General features: G+C 74.6%; 22 protein-coding genes. 8 read left to right on the top strand and 14 right to left on the bottom strand.

Annotation, left to right across the window (positions count from 1 at the left end; translation table 11 throughout):
* Nucleotides 1-53 precede the first annotated feature (53 nt).
* Genes BMY04_RS19460 through BMY04_RS19435 form a run of 6 tightly spaced genes read right to left on the bottom strand, consistent with a single transcriptional unit; the run spans nucleotide 54 to nucleotide 5278 of the window.
* Nucleotides 54-722, bottom strand: a complete 669-nt coding sequence (locus BMY04_RS19460) for a class I SAM-dependent methyltransferase (protein ID WP_232506521.1) — start codon at nucleotides 720-722, stop codon at nucleotides 54-56.
* Nucleotides 719-1564, bottom strand: a complete 846-nt coding sequence (gene truA, locus BMY04_RS19455) for a tRNA pseudouridine(38-40) synthase TruA (RefSeq protein ID WP_091185429.1) — start codon at nucleotides 1562-1564, stop codon at nucleotides 719-721. Before truA ends, BMY04_RS19460 begins: the two co-directional genes overlap by 4 nt.
* Nucleotides 1557-2267 carry a tRNA (guanosine(46)-N7)-methyltransferase TrmB gene (trmB, locus tag BMY04_RS19450; RefSeq protein ID WP_232506520.1) on the bottom strand — a complete coding sequence of 237 codons (711 nt, stop codon included), beginning with the start codon at nucleotides 2265-2267 and terminating at the stop codon, nucleotides 1557-1559. The genes truA and trmB overlap by 8 nt, the downstream gene beginning before the upstream one ends.
* A 38-nt stretch (nucleotides 2268-2305) precedes the next feature.
* Complete coding sequence (locus BMY04_RS19445; protein WP_091185424.1) at nucleotides 2306-3190, bottom strand: ABC transporter permease; 885 nt, start codon at nucleotides 3188-3190, stop codon at nucleotides 2306-2308.
* Nucleotides 3177-4145 (bottom strand): ABC transporter ATP-binding protein, encoded by a 969-nt coding sequence (locus BMY04_RS19440; protein ID WP_091185420.1) that lies wholly within the window; start codon nucleotides 4143-4145, stop codon nucleotides 3177-3179. The genes BMY04_RS19445 and BMY04_RS19440 overlap by 14 nt, the downstream gene beginning before the upstream one ends.
* Nucleotides 4146-4174: 29 nt before the next feature.
* A complete protein-coding gene (locus BMY04_RS19435) occupies nucleotides 4175-5278 on the bottom strand; it encodes a LolA family protein (protein WP_091185417.1) in 1104 nt (367 codons plus the stop codon).
* A 235-nt stretch (nucleotides 5279-5513) separates the two neighbouring features.
* Between BMY04_RS19435 and BMY04_RS19430 the strand changes: the two genes are divergently transcribed.
* The 3 genes from BMY04_RS19430 (at nucleotide 5514) to BMY04_RS19420 (ending at nucleotide 8317) form a co-directional block, all read left to right on the top strand.
* Nucleotides 5514-6170 carry a response regulator transcription factor gene (locus BMY04_RS19430; protein WP_091185414.1) on the top strand — a complete coding sequence of 219 codons (657 nt, stop codon included), beginning with the start codon at nucleotides 5514-5516 and terminating at the stop codon, nucleotides 6168-6170.
* A gap of 1 nt (nucleotide 6171) precedes the next feature.
* Complete coding sequence (locus tag BMY04_RS19425) at nucleotides 6172-7557, top strand: sensor histidine kinase (protein WP_232506519.1); 1386 nt, start codon at nucleotides 6172-6174, stop codon at nucleotides 7555-7557.
* Between the two features lie 220 nt (nucleotides 7558-7777).
* Nucleotides 7778-8317, top strand: coding sequence for a peptidase (locus BMY04_RS19420; protein ID WP_091185410.1), 540 nt, complete (start codon nucleotides 7778-7780; stop codon nucleotides 8315-8317).
* A gap of 4 nt (nucleotides 8318-8321) precedes the next feature.
* Here the strand turns inward: BMY04_RS19420 and BMY04_RS19415 are convergent, their stop codons facing one another.
* Nucleotides 8322-9020 (bottom strand): hypothetical protein, encoded by a 699-nt coding sequence (locus tag BMY04_RS19415; protein WP_091185407.1) that lies wholly within the window; start codon nucleotides 9018-9020, stop codon nucleotides 8322-8324.
* Between the two features lie 92 nt (nucleotides 9021-9112).
* Here BMY04_RS19415 and BMY04_RS19410 point away from each other — a divergent pair, with 92 nt between their 5' ends.
* Nucleotides 9113-10795 (top strand): ABC-F family ATP-binding cassette domain-containing protein, encoded by a 1683-nt coding sequence (locus tag BMY04_RS19410; RefSeq protein WP_091185404.1) that lies wholly within the window; start codon nucleotides 9113-9115, stop codon nucleotides 10793-10795.
* A 29-nt stretch (nucleotides 10796-10824) separates the two neighbouring features.
* On the opposite strand, the gene mscL is transcribed toward BMY04_RS19410, so the two are convergent.
* The 7 genes from mscL to BMY04_RS19375 form a co-directional block, all read right to left on the bottom strand.
* On the bottom strand, nucleotides 10825-11343 hold the full coding sequence (mscL, locus tag BMY04_RS19405; protein WP_198410286.1) for a large conductance mechanosensitive channel protein MscL: 519 nt from the start codon (nucleotides 11341-11343) through the stop codon (nucleotides 10825-10827).
* Complete coding sequence (locus BMY04_RS19400; protein WP_091185401.1) at nucleotides 11276-13297, bottom strand: efflux RND transporter periplasmic adaptor subunit; 2022 nt, start codon at nucleotides 13295-13297, stop codon at nucleotides 11276-11278. The genes mscL and BMY04_RS19400 overlap by 68 nt, the downstream gene beginning before the upstream one ends.
* The gene (locus BMY04_RS19395) at nucleotides 13290-14174 is read right to left on the bottom strand and encodes a hypothetical protein (protein WP_091185398.1); all 885 of its coding nucleotides are present in this window, start codon (nucleotides 14172-14174) and stop codon (nucleotides 13290-13292) included. Before BMY04_RS19395 ends, BMY04_RS19400 begins: the two co-directional genes overlap by 8 nt.
* A gap of 67 nt (nucleotides 14175-14241) precedes the next feature.
* Nucleotides 14242-15555, bottom strand: coding sequence for an ABC transporter permease (locus BMY04_RS19390; protein WP_232506518.1), 1314 nt, complete (start codon nucleotides 15553-15555; stop codon nucleotides 14242-14244).
* Nucleotides 15552-16253, bottom strand: a complete 702-nt coding sequence (locus BMY04_RS19385) for an ABC transporter ATP-binding protein (protein ID WP_456299063.1) — start codon at nucleotides 16251-16253, stop codon at nucleotides 15552-15554. The genes BMY04_RS19390 and BMY04_RS19385 overlap by 4 nt, the downstream gene beginning before the upstream one ends.
* A gap of 110 nt (nucleotides 16254-16363) precedes the next feature.
* Nucleotides 16364-17695 (bottom strand): efflux RND transporter periplasmic adaptor subunit, encoded by a 1332-nt coding sequence (locus tag BMY04_RS23585; protein ID WP_091185394.1) that lies wholly within the window; start codon nucleotides 17693-17695, stop codon nucleotides 16364-16366.
* 325 nt (nucleotides 17696-18020) lie between these two features.
* The gene (locus tag BMY04_RS19375; protein ID WP_091185390.1) at nucleotides 18021-19379 is read right to left on the bottom strand and encodes a citrate synthase; all 1359 of its coding nucleotides are present in this window, start codon (nucleotides 19377-19379) and stop codon (nucleotides 18021-18023) included.
* A 261-nt stretch (nucleotides 19380-19640) separates the two neighbouring features.
* On the opposite strand from BMY04_RS19375, the gene rplM reads away from it, so the two are divergent.
* From rplM to BMY04_RS19355, 4 genes are all read left to right on the top strand, one after another.
* On the top strand, nucleotides 19641-20102 hold the full coding sequence (gene rplM, locus BMY04_RS19370; protein WP_091185387.1) for a 50S ribosomal protein L13: 462 nt from the start codon (nucleotides 19641-19643) through the stop codon (nucleotides 20100-20102).
* 41 nt (nucleotides 20103-20143) lie between these two features.
* Nucleotides 20144-20641, top strand: a complete 498-nt coding sequence (gene rpsI, locus BMY04_RS19365) for a 30S ribosomal protein S9 (protein WP_091185382.1) — start codon at nucleotides 20144-20146, stop codon at nucleotides 20639-20641.
* Nucleotides 20642-20688: 47 nt separating this feature from the next.
* Nucleotides 20689-22041: a phosphoglucosamine mutase gene (glmM, locus tag BMY04_RS19360; RefSeq protein WP_091185738.1), complete on the top strand. Its 1353-nt coding sequence runs from the start codon at nucleotides 20689-20691 to the stop codon at nucleotides 22039-22041.
* A gap of 73 nt (nucleotides 22042-22114) precedes the next feature.
* Nucleotides 22115-23602 (top strand): sensor histidine kinase, encoded by a 1488-nt coding sequence (locus BMY04_RS19355; RefSeq protein ID WP_091185378.1) that lies wholly within the window; start codon nucleotides 22115-22117, stop codon nucleotides 23600-23602.

The raw sequence follows: 23602 nt of genomic DNA, 5'->3' as shown, positions 1-23602 counted from the left end.
TCTCCACCATACGAAGGGGTGGAGAGGCCTCGCGGCGGGGGTCGCCCGCCCGCTCACGCCGTCGTCGGCGTCGCGCGCGGGGTCACGAGGAGCACCCGGAACCCCTTGCTGCTGGCCGCCCGCTCGCAGCCGAACCCCTGCTCCACGAGCCAGCGCTGGAGGGTGTCGCCGCCCAGGTTCTTGGACACGACGAGGCGCGCACGGCCGCCCGGCGCCAGGCGCGGGAGCCAAGTCAGCAGGAGCGTGTGCAGCGCCTCCTTGCCGATGCGGATCGGCGGGTTCGACCAGATCTCGTCGTACGCCCGACCCGTCTCGACCTCGTCGGGCCGCAGCGCGCGGACCCGGTCGGCGACGCCGAGCGCCGAGGCGTTGTCGCGGCACAGCGCGAGCGCGCGTCCGTTGACGTCGACCGCGTCGACGCGGGCGCCGGGGCACGCGAGGGCGATCCCGAGCGCGATCGGCCCGTAGCCGCAGCCCAGGTCGAGGACGCGCGGGCTGCCCACGGGCGGCGTGGACTCGCGCAGCAGCACCTCGGTGCCGCGGTCGAGCCCGTCCCCGGCGAAGACGCCGTTGGCGGTCGTCAGGCCGAACCGTCGTCCCCAGACCTCGACCTCGACCTGGCGCCGGTGCTCCGGCCCGGTCGGGTCCTGCGAGAAGTAGTGCGACCCTGCTCGCCGCAGCGGCTGGTCCTCGCTCCGCTCGGGCTGACCTGTCGTGCTCACGCGAGCACCCGGACGGAGCGCGCCTCGGCCGCACGGGCGGCGAGCGCGTCGTCGGCGGGGTAGCCGACCTCCTCCAGCGTCAGCCCGCGGGCCGGCAGGACCGGCACCGAGGAGTCGCGCGCGGGGGCGTCGAGCAGCGCCGTCAGCCAGTCCGCGTCGCGGCGGGAGTCGGCCACGGCGACCAGCGCGCCGACCAGCGAGCGGACCATGGAGTGGCAGAACGCGTCCGCCCGCACCGTCACCTCCACCACGCCGGCCAACGGTCCCTCGGCGACCCGCCGGACGTCCAGGTCGAGCAGCGTGCGGATGGTCGTGGCTCCCTCGCGCCGCTTGCAGAACGCGGCGAAGTCGTGGAGCCCGAGCAGCGCCGGCAGCGCGGGGGACAGCCGGTCGAGGTCGAGGGTGCCGGGCACGTCCTGCACGAACCCGCGCAGCAGGGGGTCGCGGCCGGTGGCGTCGTCGGCGAGGCGGTAGACGTAGCGCCGCCACACCGCCGCGAAGCGGGCGTCGAACCCGACGGGCGCGACCCGAGCCGAGCGCACGACGAGGTCGGGCGGCAGCACCCGCGCCAGGCGCCGGGCCAGCTCCTCCGGCGCCGGGGCGAGGTCGGCGGGGACGTCGACCTGCGCGACCTGGCCGCGCGCGTGGACGCCCGCGTCCGTCCGTCCCGCGCAGACCAGCGAGGGCGGCGGGTCGAGGCGCAGGACGGTGCCGATCCAGCGCTCGAGCTCGCCGGCGACGGTGCGCAGGCCCGGCTGCGTCGCCCAGCCTGCGAACCCGGCCCCGTCGTACGCGACGTCCAGGCGCCAGCGCTGCGTGGCGCCGTCGTAGGGCTCAGGCACGGCGGTGGACCAGGTCGGCGATGGCACGACCCTCGGCGGTGCCGCGCCGCTCGAACCGGGTGACGGGACGGTCGCCGCGGTCCTCGGGCTCGGTGACGAACGCCGGGTGGGCGTCGAGCACCGCCCGCATCTGGTCGGCGTAGCCCTCCCAGTCCGTGGCCAGCCGCCACCGGCCGCCGGGAGCGAGCCGGGAGGCGACCAGGTCCGCGAACGTCGCGTCGACCAGTCGGCGCTTGTGGTGCTTGGCCTTGGGCCAGGGGTCGGGGAAGAACGTCCAGACCTCGCTCAGGGCGCCCTCGCCGATCAACCGGGTCAGGCCGCCGACGGCATCGACGGGGGCGACGCGGACGTTGCGCACGTCCTCGCGGACGAGGCGGGAGACCAGGGCGGCGACGGCGGGTTCGTAGACCTCGAAGGCCAGCACGTCGACGTCGGGCCGGGCGCGGGCCATGGGGACGAGCGAGTCGCCGGGCCCGCAGCCGATCTCGACGACCACGGGCGCCTCGCGGCCGAACAGCGCGCCGAGGTCGAGGGCCGGGGCGTCGGCCGCCACCGAGGTGCGGAGCTCGCCCTGCGGGACGTCGACCACGAGCCCGCCGAGCTGGGCGTCGTACGTGCGCCGCAGCGAGTCGCGCATGCGGGCCGAGCGCCGGACGAACGACGTGACCTCGCGACGAGGTCGCGGTCGAAGGTCGGTCGGCACGGTCGAGCAGCCTAGTCGCGCCAGGCGGTCGGACCTGCCTACGAGGTGATGTCCTTCGAGGAGAAGCGCGCCCACGCCGCCGTCAGGAACACCGCCGCGTACGCCAGGGCGACGAGCAGGCCCTGGCTGATCCCGTCGGTGCTCACGGGGTCGCGCAGCAGGTCGCCGAAGGCTGTCCAGTGGTCGACCAGCAGGAACGGGTGCAGCCAGGCGACCTGCGGGATCTGGTCCAGGATGAACATGAGGACGTTCACGCCGATGGTCGCCACGATCGCGGCGATCGGCTGCTCGGTGAGCGTCGAGACGAACATCCCGATCGCCCCCAGGGCGGCGAGGCAGGCGGCCAGGTAGAGCACGCTCAGCGCCAGCCGCCCGACCCCGTCGAGCAGGCTGGTCGTCGTCCCCGACAGCAGGATCACGTCGCCGCCGCCGAAGAGCGCGAGGCCCGCGACGACGCCGGCCAGCGCGACCAGCGCCGTGGCCACCAGCCCGAAGATCACCACGGCCACGTACTTGGTCAGCAGCAGCCGCGTACGCCCGGCCGGGATGGTCAGCAGGTAGCGCAGCGTGCCCTGGTTGGCCTCGCCGGCGATCGCGTCGCCCGAGGCCGCCGCCACCGCGAGCGGCAGGAACAGCGGCAGCTCCGCGGCCAGCGCGGCGAACGCGACGAACAGCCCGTTGCTCGTGATCGCCTCGAAGAAGCCCGGTCCGCCGCCGCTCGAGTCGCCGTCGGAGGTGAGCTTGATCGCCACCGCGAGCAGCACCGGGATGGCGGCGAGCACCGCAAGCAGGGCGACGTTGCGGCGCCGCCCGAAGATGATCGACAGCTCCGAGCGCAGGAACCGCAGCGGGAGCGCACGGCCCCGCCGCACGGTCGTCGTCGAGGGGCCGCCCTCGAGCACGTCGGCCTCAGCCGCTGACATCGAAGCCCTCCCCGGTCAGGGACACGAAGACGTCCTCCAGCGAGGGCCGCTGGACGGCGAAGCCGAGCACCGGCACGTACGCGTCGACGAGCGCGGGCACGATCTTGGCCACCTCGACCTCGCCGAGCTGCGCGGTGACGTGGCCGCCGGCGAGGTGCACGTCGGTGAGGCCGAGCTCGCGCAGCGTGGTGGCCGCGTCGCCCACGCGGTCGGTCTCGACGCGCACGGTCTGGGCGGTGCCGGCGTGGATCTGATCGAGGCGGCCCTGCGTGATCAGCCTGCCCTCGAACATCACCCCGACGTGGCTGCACATCTGGTCGACCTCGCTCAGCAGGTGGCTGGAGACGAGGACGGTGGTGCCGTCGGCGGCGAGCTCGCCGACCAGGTTGCGCACCTCGCGGGTGCCCTGCGGGTCGAGGCCGTTGGTCGGCTCGTCGAGCACCAGCAGGTCGCGGGGGACGAGCAGCGCGTTCGCGATCGCGAGGCGCTGGCGCATGCCGAGCGAGTACGCGCGGAAGCGCTTGGTCGCGGCGGGCAGCAGGCCCACCCGGTCGAGGGCCGCGTCGATGCGGGCGGGCGCGCTGCGGGCGTCGCTGTGCGGGTCGGCCGAGTCGAGCCGAGCGAGGTTGGCCCGCCCGGAGAGGTAGGGGTGGAACGCCGGCCCCTCGACCAGGGCGCCGACGCGGCGCAGCGTCCGCGCGGCACCGTCCGGCATCGGCTCGCCGAGGACCTCGATCTCGCCGGAGGTGGCCGAGATCAGGCCGAGCAGCATGCGGATCGTCGTGGTCTTGCCCGAGCCGTTGGGGCCGAGGAAGCCGTAGACCGCGCCGACCGGCACCTCGAGGTCGACCGCGTCGACCGCCGTCTGGTGGCGGAACCGCTTGGTCAGGGCGTGCGTCCGGACCGTCGCGGGGGAGTCCTCACCCCGCGCCGGTCCGGTCTGCTGGACGCTCACGCGACTGCTCTGCGTCTCCTGCCCGGTCGTCAGCGGGCCAGGGCCTGCGAGACGACGTCGGCGCCCACGGCGCCGACCGCGAGGCGGCCGTCGTCGGTGAGGATCGCGGTGACGATCGTCCCGTCGAGCTCGCGACCGGTGCCCCACGAGCCGGAGACCGGCTTGAGCTGGCCGAGGAAGCCCTTGAGCGTCGCGTTGCTGCTGCCCGTGGCGTCGCTCGGGAGCTTGGTGATTACGACGGTGCTCCAGCCCTCGCCGACGGTGGTGGTGTCGCGGTCGGCCTGCGCCTTGCGGCTCTGGAGCTCCTTCTTCTGCGCGGCGGTGGGCTCCTTGCGCTCCGGGGCCGCCTTCTGCGTCACCTTGGTGCCCTCGGGCGGGTTGAAGGCGAACATCCGCGCGTCCGGCTGGCCGAAGGTGATGTCGGTGTAGGAGACGTCGAGCGCCACCTTGTCGTCCGGCCCGAAGACCTGCACGCGCAGCGGGGTGTAGTTCTCGCCGTCGACGGCCACGCGGACCTGCTTGACCAGCGAGGCGCTGTCGCGCGGGGTGAGGACGAGGTCGTACGCCGCACGCCCGGCGACGCTGACCTCGGGGTCGACCCGCACGTCGGTCGTCGGCGTGATCTTGGCCAGGATCTCCTTGGCCGCGTCCTGCGGCGTCTGCGGCGCACCCGCCGGAGCCTTGCGCTGGCTCTCGTCGGCCTTGGCGTCGGCCGGGAGCGTGGTCTTCGTGGCCTTCTTCGCGCGGCTGTCGTAGGTCCAGACGGTCGAGCCGTCGGCGATGACGTCGGTCTCGGCGTACTCGTCGTTGACCGCGACCCGGGCCTGGTCGGGGGCGCCGTACCAGACGCGCATCGAGTGGCTGCCCGACAGCAGCGAGGTCAGCTTGCCGCCGGCGCTGTCGCTGCCGCCGGGGATCGCCGGGATGCCCAGGTCGGCGTTCTGGACGACGGTGCCCGAGAGCCCGTCGACCTTCGCGTCGGCGACCTTGACCAGCAGGTCCTGCGCCGAGATCTCGGGCAGCGGCGCCTTGGCGCTGGCGCGCGTGGTGGCGAGGAAGGTCGCGAGGACCACGAGCAGGACGGCGAGCGGGACCAGCCAGCGCAGAGCGGGCCGGGCGGTGAACGTGCGCATGGTCAGAGTCTGCAAGCACCCTCCTGTCAGGAGCCTGAGACAGCGCGAGGTCGGAGGTCGACTCGGCCGGGCCGAGCGCGGACGACACGCTTTTCGTCGTCCGTGCGAGCAGGAGCCGTGAGCGTCCGGGGCGCGGCGGCGCCTGGACGACGAGCGAGGCGGACACGCTCTTCGTCCGCCTCGTGAGGAGGAAGGCGCCGTCAGGAGCGCCCCAGCGAGCGGCGACAATCGAGAGGTGCGGTTGCTGCTCGTCGACGACGAACCGGGCCTGAGGTCCGCCCTGCGCAAGGGGCTGGCGGCGGACGGGTTCGCGGTGGACGTGGCCGCGGACGGGGCCGAGGGGCTGGCACTGGCCAGCAGCGAGACGTACGACGCCGTGGTGCTCGACGTGATGCTGCCGCGGCTGTCGGGCTACGAGGTGGTGCGGCGGCTGCGGGCGGCGGACAACTGGGTGCCGGTCCTGATGCTCTCGGCCAAGGACGGTGAGCACGACCAGGCGGACGCGCTGGACGACGGGGCCGACGACTACCTGACGAAGCCGTTCTCCTACGTCGTCCTGCTGGCCCGGCTCCGTGCGCTGCTGCGCCGGGGGACGTCCGCCCGGCCGACGGTGCTGGAGGTCGGCGAGGTGCGCCTCGACCCGGCCCGCCACGAGGTCGCCGTGGCGGGGGAGGCGGTCGAGCTGACGAGCCGGGAGTTCGCGCTGCTGGAGTACCTGGCGCGGCACGCCGACCGCGTCCTCACCAAGACCGAGCTGCTCGACCACGTGTGGGAGGCGGCCGCCGACACCGCGCCCAACGCGGTGGAGGTCTACGTCGGCTACCTGCGCCGCAAGATCGGGACGGCCCGGCTGCTGACCGTGCGCGGCGCGGGCTACCGGCTGGTCGGGTGACGTGGCGCTGCACCGGCCACGGCTCGGGCTGCGGACGCGGCTGCTGCTCATCGGCGTCACCGGGGTCGCGCTCGCGCTGCTGGTCGGCGGGATCGGCTTCTACCAGGCGCTGAGGGTCTCGACCGACCGCACGCTGGACCGCGAGGCGCTGTCGAGCGCCCGCGAGGTCGCCGCGCTGGTCGACGAGGGCCGCCTCCCGGACGCGCTGCCGACCTCGGGCGCGCAGCTCGTGCAGGTCGTCGACGCCCGTCAGCGCGTGCTGGCCGCCTCGCTCGGCGCCGACCGGCTGGTGCCCGTCCTCGACCCGGCGGAGCTGCGCGCCGCGCTGGACGGGGAGGCGGTCCTCGTGGACGGGGCGGCCTTCGGCTCGGCGGGTCCGCTGCGGGTCCGGGCCGTCGCCGCCGGTCCGGCGGACGCCCCGGTCTCGGTGATCGTCGCCGTCCAGGTCGGCGACGTCCTCGCGGCTCGGCGGGCGCTGCGCGCCGGTCTGCTGGTCGTGTTCCCGGCCGTGCTGCTGGTCATGGCCGCGGTGGCCTGGGTGGTGATGGGCCGCACGCTGCGCCCGGTGGAGGCCCTGCGGGCCGGCGCCGAGCGCATCGGGGCGCCGCCGTCCGCGACGGGGCCCGAGCGCGACCGCGAGGCGCGGCTCCCGGTGCCGGCCCCCGCCGACGAGATCCGGGCGCTGGCCCTCACCCTCAACGGCATGCTCGACCGCCTCGCCGCGGCGCGCGACCGGCAGCGCTCGTTCGTCGCCGACGCCGCGCACGAGCTGCGCAGCCCGCTGGCGAGCATGCGGGTCCAGCTGGAGGTCGCGCAGCGCCTGGGCGAGGGCGGCGACCTCCCGGCCGAGCTCGCGCCCGACCTCGAGCGGCTGTCGGCCCTCGTCGAGGACCTGCTGCTGCTCGCGCGAAGCGGCGCCGACAGCCCGGTGCCGGCCCACCCGGAACGGGTGGAGGTCGGCGCGCTGCTCGCCGAGCTCGCCGCCGACGTGCCCGGGCGGGACGGCGTACGGGTCGCGGCCGCCGAGGCTGCGGGCCTGGCCGTGCACGCCGACCCCGGGGAGCTGCGGCGCGTCCTGCTGAATCTCACCTCGAACGCCGTGCGCCACGCCGCGTCCCGCGTGGACCTCGACGCCGTCGCCGAGCCCGACGGGCGGGTGCTGCTGCGTGTCAGCGACGACGGCCCGGGCATCCCGGCCGCGGACCGGGAACGGGTGTTCCAGCGGTTCGCGCGCCTGGACGACGCCCGCGGGCGCGACGCCGGCGGTTCCGGTCTCGGCCTGCCCATCGCCGCCGAGCTCGTCGCCCGTTCCGGCGGGACGATCGCGCTCACCGACGCACCCGGCGGCGGCCTGCGCGCCGAGGTCCGGCTCCCGGTTGCACGGTGATCCGCTCAGAAGGAAGCGCCAGTTGGGCCTTCGGTGGCCGGAACACGTGTAGACGGCCAGCTGGCGCTTCCTTCTGAGCAAGGAGGTGGCCGACCGCACGCCCCGGCGCCCGGCGGCACGTGTGACAACTTGGTGCCGATCGACGCGTCCTGCTTGTCGGGTGGTCCCCGGCGTTGCACGCTGAGGTCTCGCACCACCCGTGCAGTGGGAGGAGTCGTCCATGACCAGCTCCGAAGGTCCGTCACGACGGTCGATCGAGGTCGCCCCGCTGCAGTCGCACGGCGCGCTCTACGGCTTCCTGCTCATGGGGCGCTGGCCCGACGACACGGTGGAGTGGGCGAAGTTCCTCGTCCTCGCCGTCAGGATGGCGGCCGTGCCCGGACTGCTCGGGGCGAGCACCGTCTTCCGCGTCCGCGAGGAGCTGCCCGAGGACCCGCAGCCCGGGGCCGTGGGGCTCGTCGTGGCCGAGGGCACGCTGGTGGGGGACAACCCGCTGCGCCCGGGCCAGTTCGCCGAGACGACGCCGCCCGGCCTGCTCGTCCTGCACCCGCCGAAGAGCACCCCTAGGGCCGTCCCCGAGTACGAGGTCGCGTCCGGCTGCGTCTTCCTGCCGGGCCTGCCGCACCTCGGGCTCGACCACCGCGCGGCCTGGGTCCAGGCCGACGTCGAGGGCACCGTCACCCGGCTGGACACCCGCACAGGGCTCGACCCCGCGGGCAACGCGGACACCGCGGCGCTCGCCCTGCTCCTCGCCGCCTGAACGTTCAAGCGGTCACGGGGACCGAGCGCCCCGCCCGGACCGGCAGGACGACGAGCGCCACCCCCGCCAGCGCAGTCGCGACGAGCGTGAGCGTGCCCGTCCACGGTGGCGTGTCCCAGTTCGCCTCGCTGAACGTCGCCATGACCGCGTAGTCGGCGGCCAGGGCGAGGAAGCCCGCCGCGCCCGGCGCGCACAGCGCGAGCGCGACCAGGACCCGTTCGCGGGGGCGGGCGGTGCCGCCGAGCGCGAGCACGACCACGGCCAGCACCACGCTCGCGCTGAGGGCGAGCTGGACGTGCGCGAAGACCGAGTCGAGGGCGTCGCTGCGGGCGAGGAGGTTCAGCGCCGCCGTGAGGAGCAGCAGGACGAGGGGCACGACGGCGACCACCCGGCTGGCGCGGCCCCACCGCTGCGAGAGCAGGACGACGGTCCACGACGCGGCGAGCAGCACGGCGAAGGCGAGGCCGGCGACGGACTCGGGGCGCCAGGGGTCCTTGCCGTCGGGGTAGAGGAACGAGAACCCGTCGTCCATCGCCCTCAGGCAGGCCTCGCCGAGCGGGGACCCGACCGCGGCGCCGGACGCGTCCACGAACGTCTGCGGCCCGGCGCAGGAGCGCCAGTGCTGCCACACGGCCGCCGAGCCGGCGAGGGCCGCCAGGACCATGAGGACCCCGGCCAGGACCCAGCTCCGCCGACCGCGCACGGGCCGACGCTAGCCGGGCGCGGCCCCGTACGGGCCAGGACGGGCGAGAAGACGGATGACGCCCGGGCGTCGGACGCCTACGCTTCCCGCCCGTGGGACACGTGGAGCTGTCGGGCATCGGCTACGACCTGCCGGACGGGCGTCCGCTGCTCGAGGACGTGTCGTTCCGGGTGGGCGACGGGGCGGTCGTCGCGCTCGTCGGCCCGAACGGCGCGGGCAAGACCACGCTCCTGCGCCTCGTGTCCGGCGACCTCGACCCGACCCGCGGCACCATCAGCCGCAGCGGCGGCCTCGGCGTCATGCGGCAGTTCATCGGGTCGCTCAGAGATGGCTCCACGGTGGCCGACCTGCTCTTCTCGGTCGCCCCGCCGCGGGTGCGGGACGCGCACGCCGCCGTCGAGGCGCTCGAGCTGCAGCTGATGGACGACGACACCGAGCCCGTCCAGATGCGCTACGCCACGGCGCTGTCGGAGTACGCCGACGCCGGCGGCTACGAGACCGAGGTGCGCTTCGACGCCTGCTGCACCGCGGCGCTCGGGGTGCCGTACGACCGGGCGCGGTGGCGCGAGGTCGGCACCCTGTCCGGCGGCGAGCAGAAGCGGCTCGCCCTGGAGGCGCTGCTCTCCGGCCCCGACCAGGTGCTGCTGCTCGACGAGCCGGACAACTACCTCGACGTGCCGGGCAAGCGCTGGCTCGAGGCGCAGCTGCGGGCGACGCCCAAGACCGTGCTGCTGGTCAGCCACGACCGCGAGCTGCTCGCCGAGTCGGCGACGGCGATCGCGGCGCTCGAGCTGGGTGCCGCGGGCAACACCGTGTGGGTGCACGGCGGCGGCTTCGCGACGTTCGCCGCCGCACGGGCGGAACGGTTCGCGCGGCTCGAGGAGCTGCGCCGGCGCTGGGACGAGGAGCACCAGAAGATCAAGGACCTCGTGCAGATGTACAAGGTCAAGGCCGAGTTCAACGACGGGCTGGCCAGCCGTCTGCAGGCGGCGCGGACCCGGCTGGCGAAGTTCGAGGAGGCCGGGCCGCCCGAGGCGATCCCGCTCGAGCAGAAGGTGACGATGCGGCTGTCGGGCGGGCGTACGGGCAAGCGCGCCGTCGTCGTCGAGGACCTCGAGCTGACCGGCCTGATGCGCCCGTTCAGCACCGAGATCTGGTTCGGCGACCGGGTCGGCGTGCTCGGCTCGAACGGTTCCGGCAAGTCGCACTTCCTGCGGCTGCTGGCCCGTGGCGGTTCGCTGCCGGACAAGGAGCACGAGCCGGTCGGCTGGCTCGACATCCCGCCGGTCGCGCACACCGGCCAGGCCCGGCTGGGCGCCCGCGTACGCCCGGGCTGGTTCGCGCAGACCCACGCGCACCCGGAGCTCGTCGGCCGCACGCTCCTCGAGATCCTGCACCGCGGCGACGAGCACCGCGAGGGCATGGGCCGCGAGCTCGCCTCGCGCAAGCTCGACCGCTACGAGCTCGCGCACGCCGCGGAGCAGCGGTTCGAGTCGCTGTCGGGCGGCCAGCAGGCGCGGTTCCAGATCCTGCTGCTCGAGCTGTCGGGCGCGACGCTGCTGCTCCTCGACGAGCCGACCGACAACCTCGACCTCGCCTCGGCCGAGGCCCTGGAGCAGGGGATCGACGCGTTCGAGGGAACGGTCGTGGCGGTGACGCACGACCGCTGGTTCGCGCGGAGCCTCGACCGCTTCCTGGTGTTCGGCGGCGACGGGGAGGTGTACGCCAGCGAGGAGCCGGTGTGGGACGAGAGCCGGGTGCAGCGGGTCCGCTGAACCCTGGGCCGACCCGGCCGGCCGAGGGATCAGCCGGGGACGACGGGCTCGACGTCGCGGGTGCAGAACATGCACACCGAGGCGTCGACGGGGATGAAGCTCTTGCAGTGGTCGCACTCGCGGCTGCCCTGCGCACCCGCGGCCTCGCGGCCGGTGGCCCGGCGGATCGCCGACACGAGCAGCATGATCGTGAAGGCGAGCAGCAGGAACGACACGAGCGTCGTCAGGAAGTGGCCGTAGGTGATCTCGGCCCCGTTGAGGTGCAGCACGAGGGCGTCGAAGTTCGGCTGGCCGAAGATCGCGGCCACCAGGGGCAGGATGAGGTCGCCGACCAGGGAGTCGACGACGCTGGCGAACGCCGCGCCGATGGCGAGGCCGACCGCGAGGTCGACCAGGCTCCCCGAGAAGGCGAAGTTCTTGAAGCTCGTGAGCAGCTCCGCATGGCGGGACAGTAGCGCCGGAGCCCGCTCCGGCCCTGGATCAGCGGCCTCCGGGCGGCGCGCCGCCGAAGCCCCCGCCGAAGCCCCCGCCGCCGCCCCCGCCGGCAAGTGCCCGCGCCCCCTGGCCGGCGGTGGTCGTCGGCAGCGCCTGCGTGGTGTCGGCGAGGACGAGGACCTGACCGGGCGTCACTCCCTTGGTCACCTGGATCGTGCTCGTGCCCACGACGCCGAGCTCGACCTGCTGGCGCGTGACGGTCCCGCCCGAGAGCACCTCGACCGTGCCGGTGGGCCCGTCCCGGGTGACCGCGGAGACCGGGACCACGGTCGCGTCCGCCGCGCCAGCCACGGTCACCACGGCTGACGCGGTCGCCCCCGCCGGGAGCGTGCGGGCGTCCTTCCCGGACGCCGTCACCGTCACGGGGTAGGTGGTCGTCGGTGTGGTCGACGCGCTCGGCAGCAGCCCGCGCTCGCTCACGCGCGCTGCGGCCCGGCCGCCACCGGGCGTCGTCAGCACGACGTCCTGGCCGACCTTCAGCAGCCGGTACGCCGTCTCCGGCACGGACATCCGCACCGAGACCGCACCCGGCCCGACGACGGTCACGGCGTCACCCGCGCCCGCCTTGTCGCCCTCCACGAAGGGCACGGCCGCGACGGTTCCGCTGATCGGTGCGGTCATGGTCGCCGCGTCGAGCTCGGCCTGGGCGCTGTCCAGCGCGAGCTGGGCCTTCGTCACGGCCGCCTCGGCCTCGGGGACGGTGGTCGTCTGCCCGCCGCGTCCCGTCGTGCCGTTCGCGCTGCCCGTGCCGGCCGAGCCGGTCGTGGCCGACGGTCGCGGGGAGCCCGAGGCGCTGCTCGTGGACCCCGCATGGGCCCCGCCGCTCGTGCCGCCACTGGTCGAGCCGCCGCCGGAACCGCTGTGGCCCGAACCGCCCTGGCCCGAACCGCCCTGGCCCGAACCGCTGCCGGAACCGCCCTGGCCCGAACCTCCCGGGCCCGAACCACCCTGCCCCGAACCCTTCGAGGCCGCCGTCACCAGGGCGTTCACCGCGGTGTCGTACGCCGTGCGCGCGGCCGCGTCCGCCTGCTGGGTCTGCTGCACCCGGACGACGGCGGCGATGCAGGCGGCGAGCGTCCGGGGGTCGACGGAGGCGACGGGTGTGGGCGTACGGCTCGGGGTGGGTGACGCCGTGGGCGTCGCACCGGGCGTCGCACCGGGGGTCCCCGACGGAGAGCCGGTCGGGGTGGCGCCGGGAGTCGCGGTCCTGGTGGGGGAGGGGGACGCGGAGGCCGTGGCGCCACGGGTGGGCGTCGCGCTCGGGCCCGGTGCGACGGACAGCGGTGCGCAGACCCGCTGCTGCTCCGCCAGCTCGGCGGCCGCGCGCTCCTCCAGCGGGCGGAGCCGGCCCTGGGCCTCGACCACCGTGCGGGCGAGCGTCGGGAGCGAGGTGCCGGAGCCGTTCCCGGACCCCCCGCCGTTCCCGGACCCGCCGCCGTGCCCGGCACCGCCCGTGGGCCGGCCACCGGACGTCGGGCTGGGGGTGGGGGTGGGACGGGTCGTGCCGCTGGACCCCGACCGACCCGGCTGCGAGCCGTCGGCGGTGCGCGAGGCGGTCGGCCGCGCGGTGGGAGCGGCGGAGGGGTCGGCGGTGGGGCTCGCCGAGGCGCTCGCCGACGCGTCCGCGGCGTCCTCCGCCCGCTGCAGGGTCACCTGCGCGTCGGCGAGCGTCTGCTCGGCGGACAGCACCGCGCTCTTCAGCGCCCGGTCGTCGATGCTCGCCAGCCGGTCCCCGGCCTCGACCTCGTCCCCGACCGCGACGTCCACCGCCGTGACGGTGCCCGCGGTGGGGAACGTCGCCGTCGCCTGCTTCACCGGCTCGACGGTGCCGCTGCCGGCGTAGGTCTGGGTGACGGCGCCCGTCCCGACGGTCGCCGTGGCGTAGCGGCCGGCCTCGGCGCCGGAGGCCGTGCCCGTCCGCACCAGGAACCAGGCGGTCACGGCCAGCACGAGCAGGGCCGGCACACCCCAGCGGAGCCCCCGGCGCAGGCGGTGACGCTCAGCCATTCGCCGTGCTGCTCCCGCCCGGCTGCCCGCCCTGGCCCGGCTGCCCGCCGGCGCCAGGACCTCGTCCGCCGTAGCCGCCGAAGGACGGGCAGGTGCCGTCCGCGGAGGCCGCGCTCAGCCGGACGGTGCGCGCCGTCAGGGCGCCGGTGCTGCCGGTCGTGCCCGTGGCGGTCGCGCAGCGGCCCACGGTCGCGGCCTTGCCGGTCGTCCGGGCGAGCTTCGACCAGGTCGTGCTCGACGACGTGGTCACGGTGACGTCGGCGGTCGTGCCCCCGCCCGGCTGCGCGGCCGCGACGACGAACGTCGCGCCGTCGACCGAGGTCACCTTCCCCTCGGTCCCGCGGCCGAAGCCGCCGCCGGCCCGTGCCGACGGTCCGTCGGACGGAGCGCCCGAGGGAGCGCCCGAGGGAGTCCCGGCGGGGCGGCCTCCGCCGAAGCCGGCCGGCGCGCAGGCACCGTCCACGGGCTCGGCGAGCGTCACCGCGGTGGCGGCCAGGCTGGTCGCGGGCGCGGAGGTCGTCCCCGGCGAGGCGCCGCCGCCCGCGCCGCGCACGGTGGCGCAGAGGCCGGTCCTCAGCGCCGAGGCCTTCGCTCCGGCCACCTCGGTGAACGTCGTGGTGCCGGTCCAGGTCACCGCCGTCTGCTCGGTGGCGCCCTGCACCTGCAGGGTCTTGCCGGACACGGCGGCGATGAGGCCGGACACGCCCGGCTGCCGCTGCCCGGCACCACGGTGGCCCGCACCCGTGGAGGGGGCGTCGCCCGCGGTGCCGCCGCCCGACGAGGAGCTGCACCCGCTCAGGGTCACGGCGAGCGCGGCGGTCAGCGCGGCGGCGAGCAGGGCGGGCCGGACGGCGCGGCGCACGGTGACGGTGGGCATGGGCTTCTCCTGGGGTGGTGCCGGTGGTGCTGCGGTGCCGGTGCTCGGGTGGTGCAGGCGGTGCGGCTCAGTCGCTGCGCAGCGCGTCGATCGGCGCGAGGCGGGCCGCACGGGAGGCGGGGTAGACGCCGGCGACCACGCCGACGGCGAGCGCGACGCCGAGCGCGCCGAGGGAGGCGGGCAGCGAGATGGTGACGGGCTGGTCGATGAGGGACGGCAGCAGGAGGGCCCCGAGGTAGCCGGTTCCCAGACCCAGGACGCCGCCGGCGAGGGCCAGCAGGCAGGCCTCGGCGAGGAACTGGCGGCGGATCAGCGCCGGCGGCGCGCCCAGGGCCTTGCGCAGGCCGATCTCGCGGATCCGCTCGGAGACCGAGACGAGCATGATGTTCATGACGCCGATGCCGCCGACGAGCAGCGAGATGCCGGCGATGCCCGCGAGCAGCACGGTCAGCGTCTTCGACGTCGAGGTGGCGGCCTGCACCAGCGACTGCTGGCTGGTGATCGAGAAGTCCACCGAACTGGTCGACGCCGCGGCCGCGGCCGCGCGCGCCGTGCCGGTGGTCGCGCCCGCAGTGGTCGTCGCCCCGGTGTCGTGCCGCGTGGCCAGGGCCGCGTACGCCTCCTGGTAGGCGGCGGAGAGCCGGTCGCCGGAGGCGCCCTGGAGGTAGATCGAGGACACCGACCCGTTCGAGCCGGCGGTGCCGAGCACCGCCTCGGCCGTGCTCAGGGGCGTCACGGCGAGGTCGTCCTCGTCGGTGCTCCCGCTGGACCCGCTGTCGGCGAGCACCCCGACGACCGTGAACGCGGTGCCGCCGAGGGTGACGGTGCTGCCGACCCCGGTACGCAGCCCGAGCTCGGAGACCGTCGTGCCGCCCAGGACGAGCACGTGCGCGGCCGTCGTCTCGTCCTGCGCGGTGAGGAACCGGCCCTCGGCGAGCGAGCGGGCCCGCACCCCCAGCCACTCGGGCGTCGTCGCCGTGACCGAGGTCGTCCAGGTGGTGCTGCCCGACGTGAGGACGCCGGAGGTCGTCCGCACCGGGGCGACGTGCGCGACGTCCGGCGCCACCGTCGGGTCCGCGAGGGCCTGGGCGTCGGCGAGGGTGAGGGTGGTCGCGGTGCCGCGGCCGGCGCGGACGCCGCCGGTGGTGGAGCTGCCGGGGGAGACGACCAGGAGGTTGCTGCCCAGGCTGTTGATCTGGTCGGCCACCTTCTGCTGGGCGCCCTGGCCGAGGCCGACGGTGAGGGTGACCGAGGCGATGCCGATCCAGATGCCCAGCACGGTGAGCAGGGACCGCATGCGGTGCGTCCGCACCGACTCCAGCGCGATGGCCAGGGTCTCCCCGGGCCGTACGCGGGGCGTCCGCAGCGCCGGGACGCTCACGCGCCGGCCCCCACGGGCTCGCCCTGCTGGTCGTGCGCGGTGAGCACGACGCCGTCGCGGACCGTCACGGAACGTTCCGCGGCGGCCGCGACCTCGAGGTCGTGGGTGATCAGGACGATCGTGCGACCGGAGGCGTGCAGCTCGTCGAGCAGGGCCATCACGTCCTCGCTGGAGCGCGAGTCGAGGTTGCCGGTGGGCTCGTCGGCCAGGATCAGGGCCGGGTCGGTCACGAGCGCGCGGGCGATCGCGACGCGCTGCTGCTGGCCGCCGGAGAGCTCGCTCGGCCGGTGGTCCACCCGTCCTGCGAGGCCGACACGGTCGAGGGCGGCGTGGGCGCGCTCCCGGCGCTCCGCGCGCGGGACGCCGGCGTAGACGAGCGGCAGCTCGACGTTGCGCCAGGCCGAGAGGGTGGACAGCAGGTTGAACTGCTGGAAGACGAAGCCGATGCGGGTGTTCCGCACGGCCGCGAGGTCGGTCTCGGACAGGTCCTCGACGTCGACGCCGTCGAGCTCGTAGCGCCCCGAGGTCGCGACGTCGAGGCAGCCGAGGATGTTCATCAGCGTCGACTTGCCGGAGCCCGACGGCCCGATCACCGCGACGTACTCGCCCCGGTCGATCCGCAGCGAGACGTCGCGCAGCGCGTGCACCTCCGCGGCGCCCGTGGCGTACGTCTTGCTGATCCCCTCCAGCGCGACCACCGCGTGCCCGGCGACGGGCGGGGCGGGGGTCGTCGCCACGTCGCCCGTGGCCGGGTCGTCGGTTCCGTCGGCGTCGTCGACCCAGGTGAAGGGGCCCAGCGGCTCGTCGCTCACCGGGTGCCCCCGCCGGTGCCGGCCTGGCCGCCGGGCACCCCGCCGGCCGGGGGAGCCCCGCCGCCGAAGCCGCCCCCGCCGTAGCCGCCGCCACCGAACCCGCCTCCGCCGTTCCCGCCGCCGTACCCGCGGCCGCCGAACCCGCCGGTCCCGCTGCTCTGGCCCGACGGGGTGCCGCCGGCCGTCCGGACCGGGATCGTCACGACGACCTGGTCGCCGTCGGCGAGGCCCTTGGTGACCTCGGTCGTCGGGCCGTAGCTCGTCCCGAGCGTCACCGGCGTGGAGACCCTGCCCGTCCCGACGAGCCGGGTGACGGCCGTCTGGCCGTTGGCGGTCGAGATCGCCGCGGTCGGCACCGTGAGGACGTCGTCGCGCTGGCTGACGACGATCGACACGGTCGCCGTCGCCCCGGCGTACAGGTCCTTGCGGGAGCCGGTCACGTCGATCGTCACGGGAAAAGTCGCGCCGGCGCCCGCGGTGGTCGCCCCGGCCCCCGTGGCGCCCGAGCCCGACGAGGCCATCACCGCCACCGAGGAGACGGTCCCGAAGACCGTCGCGGTGGAGCCGGTCGTGGTGATCTGGGCCTGCAGCCCCTTCTTGACCTTGGCGAGGTCGGCGCTGCCGACGCTCGCGGAGACGGTGTAGCGGTCCGTCGAGATGACCGTGACGGCCGTCGTGGACGCGCCCGACGCGCTGCTCTGGCCGCTGCCGCCGCCCGACGCCCCCGACCCGGAGGCCGAGGACCCGGCCGAGCCCGACGAGCCCGACCCGACCGTGTCGCCCTTGGCGACGCCGACCTCGGCGACGGTTCCGGTGAAGGTCGCGCGCAAGGTCGCCGACTTCAGCGCCGTCCGGGCCTGCGAGACCGCGCTCTCGTCGACCGCGACCTTGGCCTTCGCGGCCGTGAGCTCGGCGGCGGTGGTGCTCGAGCTGTCCTCGGCGGTCGTGAGGTCGTCCTGCGCGGAGGCCAGGTCGGCCTGCGCCGCGTCGAGGTCGGCCTGCAGGTCGTCGTCGTCGAGGGTGGCGAGGACGTCGCCCTTGGTCACCTTGTCGCCGACCTCGACGTCGACCGCGGTCACCGTCCCGCTCGCGCCGAAGGCGAGGTCGGCCCGGCGGGCGGGCTCGACGGTGCCGGTGGCTCCGACGGTGTCCTTCACCGTCTGCTTGCTGACCGTCACGGTGCGTTCGACGGCCGCCGGGGTGCTGGAGGCGCGCGTCAGGTGCCACGCCAGGGCGCCGCCGCCGCCGAGCAGGACGAGCGCGACCACGACGACGACCGGCCAGCGCCGGCGTCGGGGGTGGTCGCTGCGCGTTCGGGCTCGGGGCACGGGTACGTCCTCGCGGGGCTGGGCGTGGCCCCTGCAGGAGCGGGGACGTCCAGATCTTGCTGAGGCCGGCTATGGGTCGACTTGCACGAGGCTGTGCACGGCCTGTGACGGTCGGGCGGGTGTCCGGAACCTTTCCGTGAGATCGGGGGACCTCGGCGGACGCCGTCCCCTTCGGGCCCTTCGACAGGCTCAGGGAGCGTGTGCGGGGCCCTTCGACAGGCTCAAGGGGCGTCCTCGGCCTTCGACAGGCTCCGGGGGCGTTGCGGGATGGGAACGCGAAACGCCCCGACCACAGGACGTGGTCGGGGCGTTCGCGGCGTACGGGCTAGCGGTCGCCCATCGCGACGAAGTCGCGGGTGCGGTAGCCGGTGTAGATCTGCTTCGGCCGCGCGATCTTCTGCTCCTTGTCCTGCACGAGCTCCGACCACTGCGCGAGCCAGCCGGGCGTGCGCCCGATGGCGAACAGCACGGTGAACATCTCCGGCGGGAACTGCAGCGCCTCGTAGATGAGGCCCGAGTAGAAGTCGACGTTGGGGTAGAGCTTGCGCTTGACGAAGTACTCGTCCTCGAGCGCGATGCGCTCCAGCTCCTGGGCGATCTTGAGCAGCGGGTTGACCCCGGTGACCTCGAAGACGTCGTCGCAGGCCTTCTTGATGATCGTGGCGCGCGGGTCGAAGTTCTTGTAGACGCGGTGCCCGAAGCCCATGAGCTTCTCCTTGCCGCCCTTCACCCCCTCGATGAAGCCGGGGATGTTGTCGACGGTCCCGATCCGGCGCAGCATCTTGAGCACAGACTCGTTCGCGCCGCCGTGCAGCGGGCCGTAGAGGGCGCCGATACCGGCGGCGATCGCGGAGTACGGGTCGACCTGCGAGGAGCCGACGGAGCGCACGGCGTTGGTCGAGCAGTTCTGCTCGTGGTCGGCGTGCAGGATCAGCAGCACGTCGAGCGCCTTCACCAGGCGGGGGTCGGCCTCGTACGTCGGCTCGCTCATCTTGAACAGCATCGCGAGGAAGTTCTCGACGTAGGAGAGCCGGTTGTCGGGGTAGACGTACGGCTTGCCCTGGTTGTGACGGAACGCCCAGGCGCCCAGCGTCGGCATCTTGGCGATGAGGCGGGTGATCTGGCGCTGCCGGTTGGCGGGGTCGGAGATCTGGTTGGCGTCGGGGTAGAACGTCGACAGCGCGCTCACCGAGGACATCAGCATGCCCATCGGGTGCGCGTCGTAGCGGAAGCCCTGCATCAGCTGGCGCACGTTCTCGTGCAGGAACGTGTGGATGGTGACGTCGTGGACGAACGAGTCCAGCTCGGGCTGCGTCGGCAGCTCGCCGTTCAGCAGGAGGTAGGCCACCTCCAGGAACGTCGAGTGCTCGGCCAGCTGCTCGATCGGGTAGCCGCGGTACTCCAGGATCCCGGCGTCGCCGTCGATGTAGGTGACGGCGCTGCGGGTGGACGCGGTGTTGACGAAGCCGGGGTCGTACGTGGCCAGGCCGACGCCGTCGGCGCTGATCTGCTTGAGGTCGGCGGCGCGGATGGTGCCGTCGGTGATGGCGAGCTCGTAGGTCTCGCCCGTCCGGTTGTCGGTGACGGTGAGGCTGTCGCGGCCGCTGCCCGACGCGCCGGAGCCGTTGGCGGCGCCCTGCTCCGGGCTGGGGGCCGACGCGGCGGTCGTGGAGAGGTCGGTCATGGCCCCAATCTAGGAGGACGTCCGAATACTCTTGAAGGGTGGGCGGCGCAGCGGTCCGGTGATCCTTGCCACGGCGCCCTCGCGCGGAGTGCGCTGTTTTGACCACCCTTGCCGAGCGCGGGTATCTTGGACGGTCGTTGCGTCTTCGCACGTGCTCGTCCCGTATCCGGTTCCGCCGGAGCGGATGCGCGGGCCCGATCTGCACGACCGCAGCACCCGAACGACAGATCCACCCACTGATCCGAGAGCTGGTCCACGACCGTGTCCACGTACAGCCCCAAGCCCGGTGACCTCACGAGGGACTGGCACGTCATCGACGCGTCCGACGTCGTCCTCGGACGGCTCGCCGTCCAGATCGCCACCCTGCTGCGCGGCAAGCACAAGCCGACCTTCGCCCCGCACATGGATGGCGGCGACTTCGTCGTCGTGGTCAACGCCTCCAAGATCTCCCTCGGTGGCAGCAAGGGGACCGACAAGATGTACCACCGGCACTCCGGCCGCCCGGGTGGTCTGAAGTCGGTGCCGGCCGGCGAGCTGCTCGCCCGCGATCCGCGCAAGGTCGTCGAGCTCGCGGTGTGGGGCATGCTCCCCAAGAACCGCCTCAGCCGTCAGCTGATCAAGAAGCTCAAGGTCTACTCGGGCCCGGAGCACCCCCACAGCGCGCAGCAGCCGCAGCCCTTCGCGATCACGCAGGTCGCGCAGCAGCAGCCGGCCGCGGTCTGACCGCCCACCGACACCCAGATCTTTCGACAGGACATCCAGCAGTGACCGACACCGCCACCGAGATCGCCCCGATCACCGAGGGTGACCGCGAGATCGCCTACCGCTCCGAGGCCAACCCCGGCGCCACCGCCGGCAGCCGCCCCGCGGTCGTCGCGCCCGCCGGCGCCACCGGCCGTCGCAAGGAGGCCATCGCGCGCGTCCGCATCGTGCCCGGCAGCGGCCAGTGGACCATCAACGGCCGCGACCTCGAGAACTACTTCCCGAACAAGGTCCACCAGCAGATCGTCTCCGAGCCCTTCGGCACGGCGGCGGTCAGCGGCTCGTACGACGTCATCGCCCGCATCCACGGCGGCGGCGTCACCGGCCAGGCCGGCGCGCTGCGCCTCGGGATCGCCCGCTGCCTCAACGCCGTCGACGAGGAGGCCAGCCGTCCGGCCCTGAAGAAGGCCGGGATGCTGACCCGCGACGCGCGGATCAAGGAGCGCAAGAAGGCCGGGCTCAAGAAGGCCCGCAAGGCTCCTCAGTACAGCAAGCGCTGATCGCGTCCCGGCCTGCGGCCGGGCACTTCGTCTGGCAGGGTGTGGGCGTGGGTCGTCTCTTCGGCACCGATGGTGTGCGCGGTCGTGCGAACGACGCGCTCACCGCCGAGCTGGCTCTCGGGGTCGCCGTCGCGGCGGCCCACGTGCTCGGCGAGGCGGGTGAGTTCCGCGGGCACCGCCCCTTCGCGGTGGTGGGTCGCGACCCGCGCGCCTCGGGGGAGTTCCTCGAGGCGGCCGTCGTCGCCGGGCTCGCCAGCGCGGGCGTCGACGTCGTCCGGCTCGGGGTCGTCCCGACGCCGGGCGTCGCCTTCCTCACCGGGCGCCAGCAGGCCGACCTGGGCGTGATGCTCTCGGCGAGCCACAACCCGATGCCCGACAACGGCATCAAGATCTTCGCCCGCGGCGGCGCCAAGCTGGACGACACCGTCGAGGACGCCATCGAGGCGCGCCTGCGCGAGCCGTGGGCCCGGCCCACCGGTGCGGGGGTCGGCCGCGTGCGCGACGAGCCGTCGCTCGTGGAGGCGTACGTCGCCCACCTCGTCTCCAGCGTCGGCACCCCCGTCAGCCTCGAGGGCATCAAGGTCGTCCTCGACTGCGCGAACGGTGCCGCCTTCGTCGCCGGTCCGGCCGCCTTCGAGGCGCAGGGCGCCGAGGTCGTGCGGATCCACGCCGAGCCCGACGGCCTCAACATCAACCGCGACTGCGGCTCCACGCACATGGACTCGCTGCGCGCCGCCGTCGTGGAGCACGGCGCCGACCTGGGCATCGCGCTCGACGGCGACGCCGACCGCTGCCTCGCGGTCGACGCGACCGGCCGCGTCGTCGACGGCGACCAGATCCTCGCCGTCCTGGCCGTCGCGATGCGGGAGGACGGGCGGCTCAAGAACGACACCGTCGTCGCCACGGTGATGAGCAACCTCGGGTTCCTGCACGCGATGCGCCGCGCCGACATCGCCGTCGAGCAGACGGCCGTGGGCGACCGCTACGTCCTCGAGGCCATGAAGGCGTCGGGCCACACCCTGGGCGGGGAGCAGTCCGGGCACGTGATCATGTCGGAGCACGCGACGACCGGCGACGGCGTCCTCACCGCGCTGCACCTCGCGAGCCGCATGGCCACCTCGGGCCGCAGCCTCGCCGAGCTCGCCGCGGTCATGACCCGGCTCCCGCAGGTCCTGGTGAACGTCGCCGGCGTCGACAAGGCGCGGGCCGGGAGCGACGACGGCCTGCTGGCCGCGGTCGCCGAGGCCGAGGCGCGCCTGGGCGACGCCGGGCGGGTGCTGCTGCGGCCGTCGGGCACCGAGGCGCTCGTCCGCGTCATGGTCGAGGCCGAGAGCTACGACGTCGCCGACTCCGTCGCCCAGCAGCTCTCCACGGTGGTCCGGGAACGGCTCGCCCTGTGAGGCCCCCGTCGCTGGTGAGGACCGTGGCCCGTGCGCGAGCGCGCGCGGGCGCACCACCGGGGGAGCTCACGCGATGAGCAGGCCGACGGCCCCCGACGTCGGCCGCCCCTCGGGGCCCTCGCTGCAACGTCGCGTCGGCAGGTTCACCCTGCTGATCGTCACCCTCGCCGTGCTCTTCACCGGGCTCGCCGGCTACCTCGCCACGCGGATCGCGGCCTACGACCGCATCGACGGCGTGCTGGCCCGGGCCACCACCGCGGCCGTGGCCGCCATCGGGCCCTCGCCCACCTGGGAGCAGGTGGACAGGTTCGTCTCCGCCGACCGCGACCTCGACGACGACCTCATGGTCGGTGCGCTCCGGGCCGACGGCGAGGCGGTGCGGGCGCCCGGCTCCGAGGCGATCCTCGTCGACGGACGTGACCTCGCCGTGGCCGCGGGCCAGCTCGGCGAGCTCACCCGCCAGGCCCGGACGCCCGACGGCCGGCCGTACCGCGTCCTCGTCGTCCCGCTCGGCGGCCCGTCGCAGGCCGCGTTGGTGATCGGGCGCCCGCTGGCCGGTTCGCAGCAGATCCTCGGCGCGCTCGCGCTGGCCCTCGCCGCCTGCGGCCTCGCCGCCGTGGTCACCGCCGGGCTCGCCGCCCGTCGGCTGGCCCGTGCGGGTGTGGCTCCGGTGCGCGAGCTCACCAGCGAGGTCGAGCGGCGCGCCGCGTCCGACGACCTCACGCCCGTGGAGGTCGTGCGCGACGACGAGATCGGCCGGCTCTCGGTGGCCTTCAACCACCTGCTCGACACGATCAAGGTCTCCCGGGTGCGCCAGGCGCGCTTCGTCGCGGACGCCGGGCACGAGCTCCGTACGCCGCTCACCAGCATGCGGACGAACATCGAGCTGCTGCTCGCCGACACCCAGCGCGCGATGCTGCCGCCGGACGACCGGCTGACGATCATGCGCGACGTGCGCACCCAGCTGATCGAGTTCTCCTCGCTCGTGTCCGACCTGATCGGCCTGACCCGCGAGGACCGGACGGCGGCCGAGCTCTACGAGGTCGACCTCACCGCGGTGCTGGAGGAGACGGTCGACCGGATCAGCATGCGCGTGCCCGGCTTCGGCTGGGACGTCTCGCTGGACCCGACCTACCTGCAGGGCGACGCCGACCTGCTCGGGCGGGCCCTCGACAACGTGCTCGACAACGCGGTGAAGTTCTCCCCGCCCGGCGGCACGATCACCGTGAGCCTGCACGACGGGGAGGTGCGCGTCGCCGACCAGGGTCGTGGTGTCGTCCAGGAGGAGCGGGCCTTCGTCTTCGACCGGTTCTTCCGCTCCGAGGCGTCGCGGGCCACCCCGGGGACGGGTCTGGGGCTGTCGATCACCGAGTCGGTGGTGCGGCAGCACGGCGGCACGGTCATCGTCACCGACGCACCGGGCGGCGGTGCGCTGTTCGTCCTCCGCTTCCCGCTCACCACGTCACGGCCGGTGCCGCGCCAGCCGCCGCCGCCGCCCCCGCCCGTCTCGGGGGACGCGCGTCGGCCGCGGCCGATCACGGCGGGCGGCGCAGAGGCCTGA

This window comes from Microlunatus flavus, from assembly GCF_900110855.1.
GTDB classification, from domain to species: domain Bacteria; phylum Actinomycetota; class Actinomycetes; order Propionibacteriales; family Propionibacteriaceae; genus Microlunatus; species Microlunatus flavus.
This window is presented reverse-complemented; position numbering and strand designations above follow the sequence as displayed.